16 protein-coding genes are annotated in these 13,337 nt (G+C 67.0%); 11 read left to right on the top strand and 5 right to left on the bottom strand.

The window, feature by feature from the left end; all coding sequences use genetic code 11:
* Positions 1–212 precede the first annotated feature (212 nt).
* The 4 genes from ASE83_RS01420 to ASE83_RS01405 form a co-directional block, all read right to left on the bottom strand.
* The gene (locus tag ASE83_RS01420) at positions 213–1,142 is read right to left on the bottom strand and encodes an electron transfer flavoprotein subunit alpha/FixB family protein (RefSeq protein ID WP_055786944.1); all 930 of its coding nucleotides are present in this window, start codon (positions 1,140–1,142) and stop codon (positions 213–215) included.
* A complete protein-coding gene (locus ASE83_RS01415) occupies positions 1,139–1,888 on the bottom strand; it encodes an electron transfer flavoprotein subunit beta/FixA family protein (protein WP_055786947.1) in 750 nt (249 codons plus the stop codon). Before ASE83_RS01415 ends, ASE83_RS01420 begins: the two co-directional genes overlap by 4 nt.
* Before the next feature lie 204 nt (positions 1,889–2,092).
* A complete protein-coding gene (sucC, locus tag ASE83_RS01410) occupies positions 2,093–3,292 on the bottom strand; it encodes an ADP-forming succinate--CoA ligase subunit beta (protein WP_055787724.1) in 1,200 nt (399 codons plus the stop codon).
* A 121-nt stretch (positions 3,293–3,413) separates the two neighbouring features.
* The gene (locus ASE83_RS01405) at positions 3,414–3,722 is read right to left on the bottom strand and encodes a hypothetical protein (RefSeq protein ID WP_055786950.1); all 309 of its coding nucleotides are present in this window, start codon (positions 3,720–3,722) and stop codon (positions 3,414–3,416) included.
* A 23-nt stretch (positions 3,723–3,745) separates the two neighbouring features.
* Here ASE83_RS01405 and ASE83_RS01400 point away from each other — a divergent pair, with 23 nt between their 5' ends.
* From ASE83_RS01400 to ASE83_RS01380, 5 genes are read left to right on the top strand one after another with little or no spacing between them, the layout of a single operon-like run.
* Positions 3,746–4,270 (top strand): sterol desaturase family protein, encoded by a 525-nt coding sequence (locus ASE83_RS01400; protein ID WP_055786953.1) that lies wholly within the window; start codon positions 3,746–3,748, stop codon positions 4,268–4,270.
* Positions 4,267–4,632, top strand: coding sequence for a hypothetical protein (locus ASE83_RS01395; RefSeq protein WP_055786955.1), 366 nt, complete (start codon positions 4,267–4,269; stop codon positions 4,630–4,632). The genes ASE83_RS01400 and ASE83_RS01395 overlap by 4 nt, the downstream gene beginning before the upstream one ends.
* Before the next feature lie 4 nt (positions 4,633–4,636).
* The gene (locus tag ASE83_RS01390) at positions 4,637–5,383 is read left to right on the top strand and encodes a sulfite exporter TauE/SafE family protein (protein WP_156352581.1); all 747 of its coding nucleotides are present in this window, start codon (positions 4,637–4,639) and stop codon (positions 5,381–5,383) included.
* A gap of 37 nt (positions 5,384–5,420) precedes the next feature.
* Entirely contained in the window at positions 5,421–6,260 is an 840-nt protein-coding gene (locus tag ASE83_RS01385) for a peptidoglycan-binding protein (RefSeq protein ID WP_055786958.1), read from the top strand.
* Entirely contained in the window at positions 6,260–6,775 is a 516-nt protein-coding gene (locus ASE83_RS01380) for a hypothetical protein (protein ID WP_156360194.1), read from the top strand. Before ASE83_RS01385 ends, ASE83_RS01380 begins: the two co-directional genes overlap by 1 nt.
* Positions 6,776–6,823: 48 nt before the next feature.
* Here ASE83_RS01380 and ASE83_RS01375 read toward each other — a convergent pair whose 3' ends face one another.
* Positions 6,824–7,759: a ribose-phosphate pyrophosphokinase gene (locus tag ASE83_RS01375; RefSeq protein ID WP_055787729.1), complete on the bottom strand. Its 936-nt coding sequence runs from the start codon at positions 7,757–7,759 to the stop codon at positions 6,824–6,826.
* Positions 7,760–7,880: 121 nt separating this feature from the next.
* Between ASE83_RS01375 and gltX the strand changes: the two genes are divergently transcribed.
* From gltX to ribB, 6 genes are all read left to right on the top strand, one after another.
* The gene (gene gltX, locus ASE83_RS01370; RefSeq protein ID WP_055786964.1) at positions 7,881–9,200 is read left to right on the top strand and encodes a glutamate--tRNA ligase; all 1,320 of its coding nucleotides are present in this window, start codon (positions 7,881–7,883) and stop codon (positions 9,198–9,200) included.
* A 92-nt stretch (positions 9,201–9,292) separates the two neighbouring features.
* Positions 9,293–9,967 (top strand): TonB family protein, encoded by a 675-nt coding sequence (locus tag ASE83_RS01365; RefSeq protein ID WP_055786967.1) that lies wholly within the window; start codon positions 9,293–9,295, stop codon positions 9,965–9,967.
* Between the two features lie 290 nt (positions 9,968–10,257).
* A complete protein-coding gene (locus ASE83_RS01360) occupies positions 10,258–10,605 on the top strand; it encodes a hypothetical protein (protein ID WP_055899598.1) in 348 nt (115 codons plus the stop codon).
* A gap of 41 nt (positions 10,606–10,646) precedes the next feature.
* Positions 10,647–11,591 carry a bifunctional diaminohydroxyphosphoribosylaminopyrimidine deaminase/5-amino-6-(5-phosphoribosylamino)uracil reductase RibD gene (gene ribD / locus ASE83_RS01355; RefSeq protein WP_055786973.1) on the top strand — a complete coding sequence of 315 codons (945 nt, stop codon included), beginning with the start codon at positions 10,647–10,649 and terminating at the stop codon, positions 11,589–11,591.
* Between the two features lie 10 nt (positions 11,592–11,601).
* Positions 11,602–12,219, top strand: coding sequence for a riboflavin synthase (locus tag ASE83_RS01350; protein WP_055786975.1), 618 nt, complete (start codon positions 11,602–11,604; stop codon positions 12,217–12,219).
* Positions 12,206–13,336, top strand: a complete 1,131-nt coding sequence (gene ribB, locus ASE83_RS01345) for a 3,4-dihydroxy-2-butanone-4-phosphate synthase (protein ID WP_055786979.1) — start codon at positions 12,206–12,208, stop codon at positions 13,334–13,336. The genes ASE83_RS01350 and ribB overlap by 14 nt, the downstream gene beginning before the upstream one ends.
* The last annotated feature ends 1 nt before the right edge of the window (position 13,337 follow it).

Here is a 13,337-nt window from a genome sequence, read left to right as displayed (position 1 = left end):
CGCTGGGATGACGTTCGAACCGGTCTGCTGCGTTGCCAACCTTCGCAACGGGGGCGAGGGTGCGCAGGCAATCATACAGCGGTTGTCACCGGGGCCGACGCGGGAGTGAATCCCGCGTCGTCGATCGTCGCTGTGGCGACGCCGGCCGGCCGTCGCTTTGTGCGCTTGGGGCTTCGTCCTCGCGCACCGGCTCGCAGCTTTCGCTGCCCGCCTCAAAGCTTGGCGGTCAACTCCGGCACCACCGTGAACAGATCGCCCACCAGCCCGACATCGGCGACCTGAAAGATCGGCGCGTCCTCGTCCTTGTTGATCGCGACGATGACCTTGCTGTCCTTCATCCCCGCCAGATGCTGGATCGCGCCGGAAATGCCGACCGCGATATACACTTCCGGGGCGACGATCTTGCCGGTCTGGCCGACCTGATAGTCGTTGGGAGCATAGCCCGCATCGACCGCCGCGCGCGATGCGCCGACGGCGGCGTTGAGCTTGTCGGCCAGCGGGTCGATCAGCGCGTGGAACTGCTCTTCCGACCCCAGCGCGCGCCCGCCCGAGACGATGATCTTGGCGCTGGTCAGCTCGGGACGTTCCGACGCCGCGATCTCGGCACCGACGAAGCTCGACACGCCCTTGTCGCCGGTCGACGCGACCGCTTCGACTGCCGCCGACCCACCGGTCGCGTCGGCCTTGTCGAACGCGGTGCCGCGCACCGTCAGCACCAGCTTGGGATCGCTGGTCTTGACCGTAGCGATGGCGTTGCCGGCATAGATCGGGCGGGTGAAGCTGTCCGGCCCTTCGACCGACAGGATCTCGCTGATCTGCATGACGTCGAGCAACGCGGCGACGCGCGGCGCGATGTTCTTGCCGGTCGTGGTGGCCGGCGCAAGGAACGCATCATGGCTGCCCATCAGCTCGACGACCAGCGGAGCAACATTCTCGGCAAGATTATGCGCGAAGGCGGCATCGTCGGCGACCAGCACCTTGCCAACCCCGGCGATCTGCGACGCGGCCTGCGCCACGCCATCGACGCCCTGCCCCGCCACCAGCAGCTCGACCTCGCCCAGCTTCGCGGCGGCGGTGACGGTGGCATAGGTCGCGTCCTTGACCGACTGCCCGTCATGTTCGACCCAAACCAGCGTCTTCATGCGACCACTCCCAGCGTCTTGAGCTTGCCGACCAGTTCGTCGACGTCGGCGACCTTCACGCCCGCCTGGCGCTTGGCCGGTTCCTCGACCTTCACGGTCGTCAGGCGCGGCGTCACGTCCACGCCGAAATCGGCGGCGGTCCTGGCGGCCAGCGGCTTCGACTTGGCCTTCATGATGTTCGGCAGCGATGCGTAGCGCGGTTCGTTCAGCCGCAGGTCGGTGGTGACGATCGTCGGCAGGGTGAGCGCGACCGTCTCCAGCCCGCCATCGACCTCACGCGTCACATTGACCTTGTCGCCCGCGACCTCGACCTTGCTGGCGAAGGTGCCCTGCGCATAGCCGGTCAGCGCAGCCAGCATCTGGCCGGTCTGGTTGTTGTCGTCGTCGATCGCCTGCTTGCCGAGGATGACGAGCTGCGGTGCTTCCTCGTCGATCACCGCCTTCAGCAGCTTGGCGACGCCCAGCGGCTCGACCTTGGTCTCGCTGGTGATGAGGATCGCGCGGTCGGCGCCCATGGCGAGCGCGGTGCGCAGCGTGTCCTGCGACTTCTGTTCGCCGATCGACACGACGACGATCTCGGTCGCCACGCCCTTTTCCTTCAGGCGGATCGCTTCCTCGACCGCGATCTCGTCGAACGGGTTTATGCTCATCTTGACGTTGGCCAGATCGACGCCCGACCCGTCCGCCTTCACGCGGGGCTTCACATTGTAATCAAGCACACGCTTGACCGGCACCAGCACCTTCATGGGCACTCCCTCTCAAAACGTTTTGCGCGGTGGCATCGCGGGTTTCTGTGGCGGTTCTGCGTGGGTTTCGCAAGTCCGGTATGGAAACGCCGGGACGCCGTAGCGGCAGGCGGCGACCCTAGCGCGAATCGCCTTGCCACCCCAACGAAAAAGGGTCCGGACGTTTCCGCCCGGACCCCCGTATTCGTCGCAGGCAAAGGGCGATCAGGCCGCCTTCTGCACTTCCGCGACGATCTTCTTGGCGGCATCGCCCAGGTCGTTGGCCGGAACGATCGCGAGGCCCGAATTGGCGAGGATGTCCTTGCCGGCCTGCACGTTGGTCCCTTCGAGGCGCACGACCAGCGGCACCGACAGGTTCACTTCCTTCGCGGCGGCGACAATGCCCTCCGCGATGATGTCGCACTTCATGATCCCGCCGAAGATGTTGACGAGGATGCCCTTCACCGCCGGATCGGCGAGAATGATCTTGAACGCCGCGGTCACCTTCTCCTTGTTGGCGCCGCCGCCGACGTCGAGGAAGTTGGCCGGGAACATGCCGTTCAGCTTGATGATGTCCATCGTCGCCATGGCGAGGCCGGCGCCGTTGACCATGCAGCCGATGTCGCCGTCGAGCTTGATGTAGGCCAGGTCGTACTTCGACGCCTCCAGCTCCATCGCGTCTTCTTCGGTCGTGTCGCGTAGTTCCATCAGGTCCTTGTGACGGAACATGGCGTTGCCGTCGAAGCCGACCTTGGCGTCGAGCACGACCAGCTTGCCATCGTCGGTGACGGCCAGCGGGTTGATTTCGATCTGCTCGGCATCGGTGCCGAGGAATGCGTCGTACAGCTTCGACGCGACGCTGGCGGCCTGCTTGGCGAGGTCGCCGCTCAGTTCAAGCGCGGCGGCGACGGCGCGGCCATGATGGCCCTGGAAGCCGGTGGCCGGATCGATGTCGATCGAGTGGATTTTCTCGGGCGTGTCATGCGCCACGGTTTCGATGTCCATGCCGCCTTCGGTCGAGGCGACCATCGACACGCGGCCGGTCGCGCGGTTGACGAGCAGCGCGAGGTAGAATTCCTTGGCGATGTCGACGCCGTCGGTCACATACAGGCGGTTGACCTGCTTGCCCGCGTCACCGGTCTGGATCGTGACAAGCGTGTTGCCGAGCATGTCGGTCGCCGCTGCGCGGACTTCGTCGGCGGTCTTGGCGAGGCGGACACCGCCCTTGGCATCGGGACCCAGTTCCTTGAACTTGCCCTTGCCACGCCCGCCGGCATGGATCTGCGCCTTCACGACGTAGAGCGGTCCGGGCAGCTTCGCCGATGCTTCGACCGCTTCGTCGACGGTCATGGCCGAGAAGCCGGCAGGAACGGGCACGCCGAACTTCGCGAGCAGTTCCTTGGCCTGATATTCGTGAATGTTCATGGATTCGCCTTCCGCCTCTCGGGTGGTTGTACGCAGGTTTGCGAAGTTGCCGCGCGTAAAGCACATGCGCGCAAGTGAATCCAGCCCGAAAGCGCATTAATGCAAATGCGTCGCAAATGCTTCAGCCGTGAAGGCCGCTGGCGCACAGTGCGGCGGAGCTGCTCGCAACGCCCAGTATTTCGGAATCGCCGAGCGCCCGGACGCGGTGGAGGAAGCCGCGAACATCGCCCGCATCGCCGGCGGCGGGCAGGTCGGAGAGGCGCAGCAGCTGCTTCAGGCTCAGCCGGTCGGCCATCCGTTTCGCCATGCAGGCCGATAGCGGCCGGGAAAGGCCCGCCCGCGACAGGCCGGTGCGCAACCGCGCCTCCGGCACCGCGCAACCGGTGATCGAGAGCGTACAGACAAGCAGGACAAGGCGTCGCAATATCATGGCCGAGCCGCTATAGCCCCGGAATGCACTGGGCAATCGGCATCCTGATCTTCCTCGCCACCGTGATCTTCATGGAGGGCTTTGCGTATGTCGCGCATCGCTGGCTGATGCATGGGCCGGGCTGGTTCCTGCACGCGAGCCACCATCGCCCGCGCCATGGCAATTGGGAATGGAACGACCTGTACGCCGCGATCTTTGCGGTGCCGTCGATCGTCCTGCTGCTGGGCGGGGTGCAATGGGGCTGGTGGCCGGGCACGATCTGGATCGGCGCGGGCATCGCTGCCTATGGCGCGATCTATTTCGGGTTTCACGACATCATCGTCCATCGCCGCCTGAACCACCGCTATCTGCCGCAATCGCGCTATATGAAGCGGATCATCTCGGCGCATCGGCTACACCATGCAGTCGAAAGCAAGCATGGCACGGTCAGCTTCGGGTTCCTGTGGGCACCCAGGCCCGAGGAACTGAAGGCCGAGTTGAAGCGGCGCGGCAATGCCGGGGTGCGGGCCGCCACTGCGAAGACCCGCGATCCCGTAGAGCATCCATGACCGCCGGCGGGTGGCAGGCACGGGCGCTGTCGTGGGTGCTGGCGATGGTTGGCGCGGTGGCGACCATGTCGACCAACGGCGGATCGTCGCCATCGGGCGCGAACACCGGCACCGACGCCACCGAACGGGTCGATCCGCGCACGGGACAGCCCCTGCTGCCGCCCGCGCCCTTCACCACCGGCGCACCGCGGATCGAGACGGCGGAGAGCATCGCGACCGCAAAGCAGGCCGCCGCCACGCGGAGCGTCGCCGACTGGCTGGCCGTGCTGACCTATGCCGTGCTGGCGCTGGTCGCGGTGCTGGCGGTGGGCGTGCTGGCGCTGTTCCGGATCGCGCAGGCCCTGGCCGAGCGGCGCGACTGACACGGTGATCGACGATCCTGTCTTCTATGCGCTGGCGATACCGGCGGTGGTGATGCTCGGGCTGGCCAAGGGCGGCTTTTCGGGGATGGGCGCGCTGTCGCTGCCGATGCTGGCATTGTCGGTCGATCCGGTGCGCGCGGCGGCGATCCTGCTGCCGATCCTGATCGTGCAGGACGTCGTGGGCGTCTGGGCGTTCCGACGGACCATCGATTGGCGGGTGATCGCATGGATGCTTCCCGGCGCGGGCCTGGGCATCCTGCTCGGCTATGGTTTTGCGCGCCATGTGCAGCCTTCGGCCGTCTTGGCGGCGGTCGGCGCGATCTCGATCGCGTTCGGGCTGTGGCGGTTGTGGACCGAGCGCCACGGGATGCCGGTCGCCAGCCGGTCGCCCGGCTGGGTCGGGACGATGTTCGGTGTCGCATCGGGCTTCACCAGCCAGATCGCCCATGCCGGGCAGCCGCCGTTTCAGCTCTGGGTGTTGCCGCGCCGGCTACCGCGCGACGTGCTGGTCGGCACGACCGCCCTGTTCTTCGCCGCGGTCAACTGGCTGAAGGTGCCTGCCTATCTGGCGCTGGGGCAGTTCACACCGGCGAACCTGACCACGTCGGCGGCGCTGCTGCCGGTGGCGATCACATCGACCGTGGCGGGGGTCTGGCTGGTGCGGCGGGTATCGGCCAGGCGGTTCTATACGCTGATCTATGTGCTGATGATCGCGGTGGGGATGAAGCTGGTGTGGGACGGGGTGGTATAGCGGAACCGAACAGGTTCGCTTCCGTTCTTGCGGGACCATGACCTCGCGCCCCCTCCGCGCCGACGAACGAGCCTTTGCTTACCAGGTCTTTGGTAACAGCGTCCGCTATAATTCGGTATCGATCAGCGACATCGCGATCGAGGGGCAAGTGATTACGACCCATTTCAACGGAAAGTTCACCATCCGCTGGCCCGAGGGATTTCACGACATCATGCGCAATCCCGGGCGCCGGGCAACGTTCATCCATGAGATGACGCACGTCTGGCAGGGGTGCAACAACGGCCGGTGGTCCGGCACATATCAGGCAAAATCGGTCGTCGCGCAGGTGACCGAGGGCGTACGCGACATCGTTCGTACCAAGGATTACGAAGACGGCATCAAGAACTGGGATCGGCATCGTAGCACCGCGTACCGCATCGATGCGCGCCGGTTCGGCCGACCATGGTCGAGCTTCAACGTCGAACAGCAGGCCACCATCGTCGAGACGTGGTTCATCGACGAGGCACTTCGCCGCAGTCGCGGTAGCGATGGTCCGGGCGTCTTCGGTGCGAGCATGTCGCCCTATGATTCCCGATTTCCCTATATCCGCGACGTGATCCGCAAGCGAAGCCCGACCGCCGCCTATACCTCCGTGCAGTTGCCGATCGGGGCCGATCCGGCGATCAAGGCATTGCAGGACGTTCTGGTCGCGCTCGGTTATCTCGAACCCAGATGTGCCGATGGACTGATCGGACGGACGAACAGCGCGACGCTGGACGCCGTGCGGGCGTTCCAGTCGCGTAATGGGTTGAAACCGGACCGGGTGCTGGGCGGTGCGAACAGCGAGACGCGCAAGGCGCTGGCCCGGCCGGTCGGACAGTTGCAAGGAGCGGGATGATGCGCTGGCCGGTTTCCGCGATGGCGCCATTGCTGGCCATCGCTTTCGTCGTGCCGGCCTGTTCGCAGGCAAGCCGGGGCAGCCTGTCGCCGATAGGAGGGCCGGGCGTCGCGCTGACATCGACCGAAGGCCTGCCGGGAGACACGGCGCGGCTTTCGGGCGGCGGGGTCACGGCGGATGTGACCGGGCGGTGGTCCGAGCAGAACGAAACGATCGAGATACGCTATCGCGCGGGGCCGGCGGTGGTGAAGGTCGCGATGCAACCGAATGCAGCGGGCGATGCGCGCGTTGCGACGTCGGCGTGGGACCGGACGAGGCCGTTCCCCGGCAACGCGATCGGCCGCCCATTGCTGCACGCGACGCCGCTGGCGATCGCGGCGGGTGGCGAGGCGCGGGTGCAGATCGAGTTCGCGCGGGGTGGCGATGCGCCGCTCACCATCGGCGACACCGTGACGCTGGCAGTGCCGATGCCGGACGGAGTGTATCCGGTACGTTTCCGCGCCGGCCGCGAATAGTGCGTTCGGCGTGGGGGCGTTCGCCCGCTGCCGAAACGGTGCTTCCGCTCAGTCGAACAGGCTCGACACCGATGCTTCCTCGGCGATGCGGCGGATCGCTTCGGCCAGCAGCGGGGCGATGGTCAGGTGACGGATCTTCGTGCCGCCGGCGATCACGTCGTGGTTGCCGATCGAATCGGTGATGACCAGTTCCTCCAGCGCCGACGCTTCGACCCGCGCCACCGCGCCGCCCGACAGGACGCCGTGGGTGCAATAGGCGACCACGCCGACCGCGCCGGCCTGTTTCAGCGCAGCGGCGGCGTTGCACAACGTGCCGGCCGAATCGACGATATCGTCGATCAGGACGCAGAAGCGGCCCTCGACATCGCCGATGATGTTCATCACTTCCGATTCGCCGGCGCGCTCACGCCGCTTGTCGACGATGGCGAGGGGGGCGTTGTGGAGCCGCTTGGCGAGGCTGCGCGCACGGACCACGCCGCCGACGTCCGGCGACACGACCATCAGGTTATGCTCGCCGAAACGGGTTTTGATGTCCTCGGACATCACCGGCGCGGCATAGAGATTGTCGGTCGGGATATCGAAGAAGCCCTGGATCTGCCCGGCGTGCAGGTCGACGCACAGCACGCGGTCGGCGCCGGCTTCGGTCACGATGTTGGCGACCAGCTTGGCCGAGATCGGCGTGCGGGGACCTGGCTTCCGGTCCTGCCGCGCATAGCCGAAATAGGGGATGACGGCGGTGATGCGCCGCGCCGACGCGCGCTTCAGCGCGTCGATCATGATGAGCATTTCCATCAGATTGTCGTTGACCGGATAGCTGGTCGACTGGACAACGAACACGTCCTCGCCGCGCACATTCTCCAGCACCTCGACGAAGATTTCCTCGTCGGCGAAGCGCCGCACGCTGGCCTTGGTCAGCGGGATTTCCAGATAGTCCGCGATCGCGGTCGACAGGGGAAGATTGGAATTGCCCGCCAGCAGCTTCATGGGTGCGCCCGTATCCATGATGGAAAAGAATGCGAGCGCCATAGAGCGCGCGGACGAATTGTGAAACCCATGTGACGCCCCCGTTTGCGCCGATGCGACAAATGGGCGAGAGGGCAGGGCCATGACCGTCACCCGTTTCGCTCCCAGCCCGACCGGCTTTCTCCACATCGGCAATCTGCGCACCGCGCTCCACAACTGGATGTTCGCGAAGAAGGCGGGCGGGCGGTTCCTGCTCAGGATCGACGATACGGACGCGCAGCGCAGCGAAGAGCGGTTTGTCGATGCGATCCGTGCCGACCTCGCCTGGCTGGGGCTGGCGCCCGATGGCGAGGAACTGCAGTCGGCGCGGTTCGGCCGCTATGAGGCGGTGTTCGCCGATATGGTCGCGAACGGGCGCATCTATCCGGCCTATGAGACGCCCGAGGAACTGGACCTGCGGCGCAAGATCCTCGCCGGGCGGGGCCTGCCGCCGGTCTATGATCGCGCGGCGTTGAAGCTGACCGACGACGATCGGGCGCGGCTTGAGGCAGAGGGGCGGCGGCCGCACTGGCGGTTCCGGCTGGAAGCGGAACCGATTGAATGGGACGATATGGTGCGGGGGCCGCAGCGGTTCGACGGCGCGCTGCTGTCCGATCCGGTGGTGCGGCGCGCCGACGGATCGTGGCTGTACCTGCTGCCTTCGGTGATCGACGATGCCGATATGGGCGTGACCCATGTCGTGCGCGGCGAGGATCATGTGTCGAACACCGCGACGCAGATGCAGATGTTCGCCGCGATGGGCGCGACGCCGCCGGCCTTTGCGCATGAGGCGCTGCTGGTCGGCAACGAGGGCAAGCTGTCGAAGCGGCTGGGGTCGCTGGGCATTGACCATTTTCGCGAGCAGGGGATCGAGCCGGAGGCGGTGGTCGCGCTGCTGGCGCGACTGGGGACCAGCGATCCGGTCGAGGCGGTGGTCGATGCGCAGCCCTTGGTCGACGCGTTCGATTTCGGCCGGTTCGGGCGGGCGCCCGCGCGCTTCGACGAGGGCGAACTGGCGCAGGTGAATGCGCGGATCGTCCACCAGTTGCCGTTCGAACGGGTCGCGGATGCGCTGCCCGAGGGGATGGACGCGGCGGCATGGGATGCGGTGCGCGGCAATCTGGAGCGGGTGAGCGACGCCGCCGACTGGTGGCGGGTGGTGACCGGGCCGGTCGAGCCGCTGCCGGTGGCGGAGGAGGACCGGGCGTTTCTCGTGCGGGCGGCGGAGGTCGCGGCGGACCTGCCATGGGTCGATCCGTGGAGCGAACTGACGTCGGCGCTGAAGGCGGAGACGGGGCGCAAGGGCAAGGCGCTGTTCCTGCCGCTGCGCCGGGCGCTGACGGGGATGGACCACGGGCCGGACATGGCCGCGCTGTTGCCGCTGATCGGGCGCGCCCGGGCGGTCGAACGGCTGGCAGGCTGACGCGCGCGTAAACTTTACACCGCGCTCGATAGGGTATCTCATCGCATACGCCGATTGGACGGCAGGAGATGTGAATCGAGAAGGACGGTGGCATGGCATATGAGGGACAACGTGGCCTGAACCCGGTGGGATTGGGCATTGCGATTGCGATCAACGGCGGCCTGTTGGCCGTGGCGATCCTGACGGCGACGACGGTGGTGACCCGTGTCGATCCGTGGAAGCCGATGGACGCGATCAATATCCCGATCGAACCGCCGCCCCCGCCCATCGATGTGCCCAAGCCGGTCGAGAAAGCGCTGCCCGATCCCGCGCCGATCGAGCCGATCTTCGCCCCGCCCGCGCCGATTCCAGCACCGGGACCGGTGATGACCACCACGACTGAGATGCCGACCGCCTTGCCGCCCACGGCTCCCGTGGCGACCGCGCCCGGCGGCACGGGCACCGGCAGCCCGGTAACGGTCGCCAGTCCGCTGCCGGTGCTGGTCAACGCCAGTATCGACCCGCGCTACCGCGCCGATTTCCAGCCCGATTATCCCGCGTTCGAACGCAATCAGGCGCGTGACGGCGTGGTCGTCGTCCGCGTGCTGGTCGGCGCCAATGGCCGGGTGAGCGCGGTCGAACCGGTCAGCGCGACCAGCGATGCGTTCTTCGATGCGACCAGGCGGCGCGCATTGTCGAAATGGCGTTTCCGTCCGGCGACCCGCGACGGGGTTGCGGTGGAGAGCTGGCGCGAAATGACGGTGCGGTTCAACATGGAGGATCGCTGAGGTGGCTGGCCCGGACCTCGGTCGGGTTCGGGCGTCAACGAAGAATGGGTTCACGCGAAGGCGCGGAGACGCGAAGGCGCGGAGACGCGAAGGGGGGTGCGTGCCCGCTGCATTCTTGTCCGCGACAGCGGCCTGGATACGCCTTGGCAACCGCCGAAATGGTCTCCCTTTCGCGAAAGGCTCGCCCGGAACGCGACCCCTTCGCGTCTCCGCGCCTTCGCGTGAACCAACCTTCTTCTGTATCTGCTCGGGGCTGGCGGAGTTCCGTCCCTGCGCCTATCTTGGACAGCGTGAAGCTCCGCCAACTTTTCTCGCCGATCCATGCCATTCGCGATTTCGCGACCTTCGCCCGCACGCGCGAGAAGCATGAATGGTGGTTCCTGCTCGCATCGATCTGCGTCGTTCTGGTGATCGGGTGGGGGTTCGTCCACGATTCGTATTTCGAACGGGCCTACAAACCGAACATCATCTATGTCGAAAGCTGGCCGGCGAACCGCACCGACGAAGAGATCATCGCCCAGCAGCAGATCGATCTCGCCAAGGAAAAGGCCGAAGCTGCGGCGTTCGAACGCGACCGTGCCAAGCGGCAGGCGGAATGGAAGAAGATCGACGACAAGCTGAAGAGCTGGGGCATCTGACCCGCTTGCACCCCGCGGGGACGCCTGAGGATGCGCGCTGGATGGGCGCGGCGCTGACGCTGGCCGAGCGGACGCGGGGGCGGACCGCGCCAAATCCCAATGTCGGCTGCGTCATCGTGGCAAACGGTCGCGTCGTCGGGCGCGGCTGGACCCAGGCCGGCGGGCGCCCCCATGCCGAGGCGGCGGCGCTGGCGCAGGCGGGGGATCGCGCGCGGGGCGCGACCGCCTATGTCACGCTGGAGCCGTGCGCGCATGTGTCGGCGCGGGGGCCGGCCTGTTCCGACCTGCTGGTGCAGGGCGGCGTGGCGCGGGTCGTCGTCGCCCTGACCGATCCCGATCCGCGTACCGATGGACAGGGGATGGCCCGGCTGCGGGCGGCGGGGGTCGCGGTGACCTGCGGCGTGCGGGCCGACGACGCGGCGCGCGGTATGGCCGGGTTCCTGACCCGGCGCGCGCTGGGACGGCCGTTCGTCACGCTCAAGCTGGCGCTGTCGCTCGACGGGGCGGTGTCGCGGGTCGACGGGCAGAGCCAGTGGATCACCGGGCCGCAGGCGCGGGCGCACGGCCATCTGGAGCGCAGCCGGCACGAATCGATCCTGGTCGGGCGCGGCACGGCGGAGATCGACCGCCCGACGCTGAACGTCCGGCTGCCGGGCCTGGGCGAGCACAGCCCGCAGCGGGTGGTGCTGTCGGCGGATTGCGCGGCGCTGCCCGGCTTTACGATGGTGCCGGGCGTCGAGGCATTGGCGGACCTGTCCGGCGATCATGTGCTGGTCGAGGGGGGCGCGGCGACGGCGGCGGCGTTCCTGCGTGCCGATGCGGTCGATCGGCTGCTGCTGTACCGCGCGCCGATCCTGATCGGCCATGGCCGCACGTTGCCCGATATCGGCCTGACCGATCTGGCGGCGGCGCATGGCCGCTGGCGCCTGCACGACGCCCGGATGCTTGGCAGCGACCGGCTGGAGGTCTACGAGCGCGCCAGATGAGGAGCTTGCCGTGTTCACCGGAATAGTCAGCGACGTAGGGCGCATCGAATCGATCGACGGGCCGGGCGACCTGCGCGTGCGGATCGGCTGCGCATATGACACCACGACCATCGACATGGGGGCATCGATCGCCTGTTCGGGCGTGTGCCTGACCGTGGTCGACAAATCCGCTCCCGGGGAACCGGGCTGGTTCGCGGTCGATGTATCGGGTGAGACGGTATCGCGTACCGCCGACCAGTGGGTCGCCGGCCGACAGCTCAACCTCGAACGCGCGCTGAAGCTGGGCGACGAGCTGGGCGGGCATATCGTCACCGGCCATGTCGATGGCGTGGGGCATGTGGTCGAACGGCACGCCGACAAGGATTCGACGCGCGTGACCTTTGCGATCCCGCGCACGCTCAGCGCGTTCGTCGCGCCCAAGGGATCGGTGACGATCGACGGCGTGTCGCTGACCGTCAACGACGTCGCCGATATGGCTGAGGGCACGCGCTTCACCGTCAACCTGATCCCCCATACCCAGGCGGTCACGACGCTTGGGCACCTTGCCGAGGGACAGTCGGTCAATATCGAGATCGACGTGCTCGCCCGGTATCTGATGCGAATGGAACAAGTCCGTGGCCAATCCTGAACTGGCGGGCCTCCGCCACGCCTTTCTGTCCAGCCCCGAAGAGATCATCGACGAAGCCCGCAACGGGCGGATGTTCATCCTGGTCGACGACGAGGATCGCGAGAACGAGGGCGATCTGGTCATCCCGGCGCAGATGGCGACGCCCGATGCGGTCAATTTCATGGCGCGGCACGGGCGCGGCCTGATCTGCCTCGCCATGACGAAGGGCCGGGTCGAGCAATTGGGCCTCGACCTGATGGCGCGCAACAACGGTACGCGGCACGAAACCGCCTTCACCGTCTCGATCGAGGCGCGCGACGGGGTGACGACCGGCATTTCCGCCGCCGATCGCGCGCGGACGATTGCCGTCGCGATCGATGCTTCGAAGGAAGCGTCGGAGATCGTGACGCCGGGCCATGTCTTCCCGCTGGTCGCGCGCGAGGGCGGGGTGCTGGTGCGTGCCGGCCATACCGAGGCGGCGGTCGACGTGTCGCGCCTTGCCGGCCTCAACCCCTCGGGCGTGATCTGCGAGATCATGAACGAGGACGGCACGATGGCGCGGATGGACGACCTGGTTGGCTTCGCGCAGCTGCACGGCCTGAAGATCGGCACGATCCGCGACCTTATCGCCTATCGCCGCCGCCACGACCATCTGGTCACCAAGCGCGCGGAAACGGTGTTCGACAGCGAATGGGGCGGCGAATGGCGCGCCATGACCTTCTGGAACAAGGCGACGGGCAGCGAACAGGTCGCGCTGGTCAAGGGGCTGATCGATCCGGGCAAGCCGACGCTGGTGCGGATGCACGCACTCTCGCCCTTCGCCGACCTGTTCGGTGAGGGGGGCGAGCGTGGCGGATTGCTGCGCAAGTCGATGCGGATCATTGCCGAGGAAGGGGCGGGCGTTGTCGTCGTCATCAACCGCCCACGTCCCGACGGCCTGACGCTCGCCATCCATGCGCGGACCGGTGCGCCGGTGCCCGACATGGAGGAACTGCGCGATTACGGCGTCGGCGCGATGATCCTGAACGAACTGGGCGTCGAGGACATGGTGTTGCTGACCAACACCCACCACACGCTGGTCGGCCTCGACGGATATGGACTGAAGATCGTCGGCGAACGGCCGATCGTGGAGAATTGAT

Source organism: Sphingomonas sp. Leaf32, assembly GCF_001421765.1.
GTDB lineage: Bacteria > Pseudomonadota > Alphaproteobacteria > Sphingomonadales > Sphingomonadaceae > Sphingomonas.
Note: the sequence above shows the minus strand (reverse complement) of the source record. Positions and strands in the feature narration are given on the sequence as shown.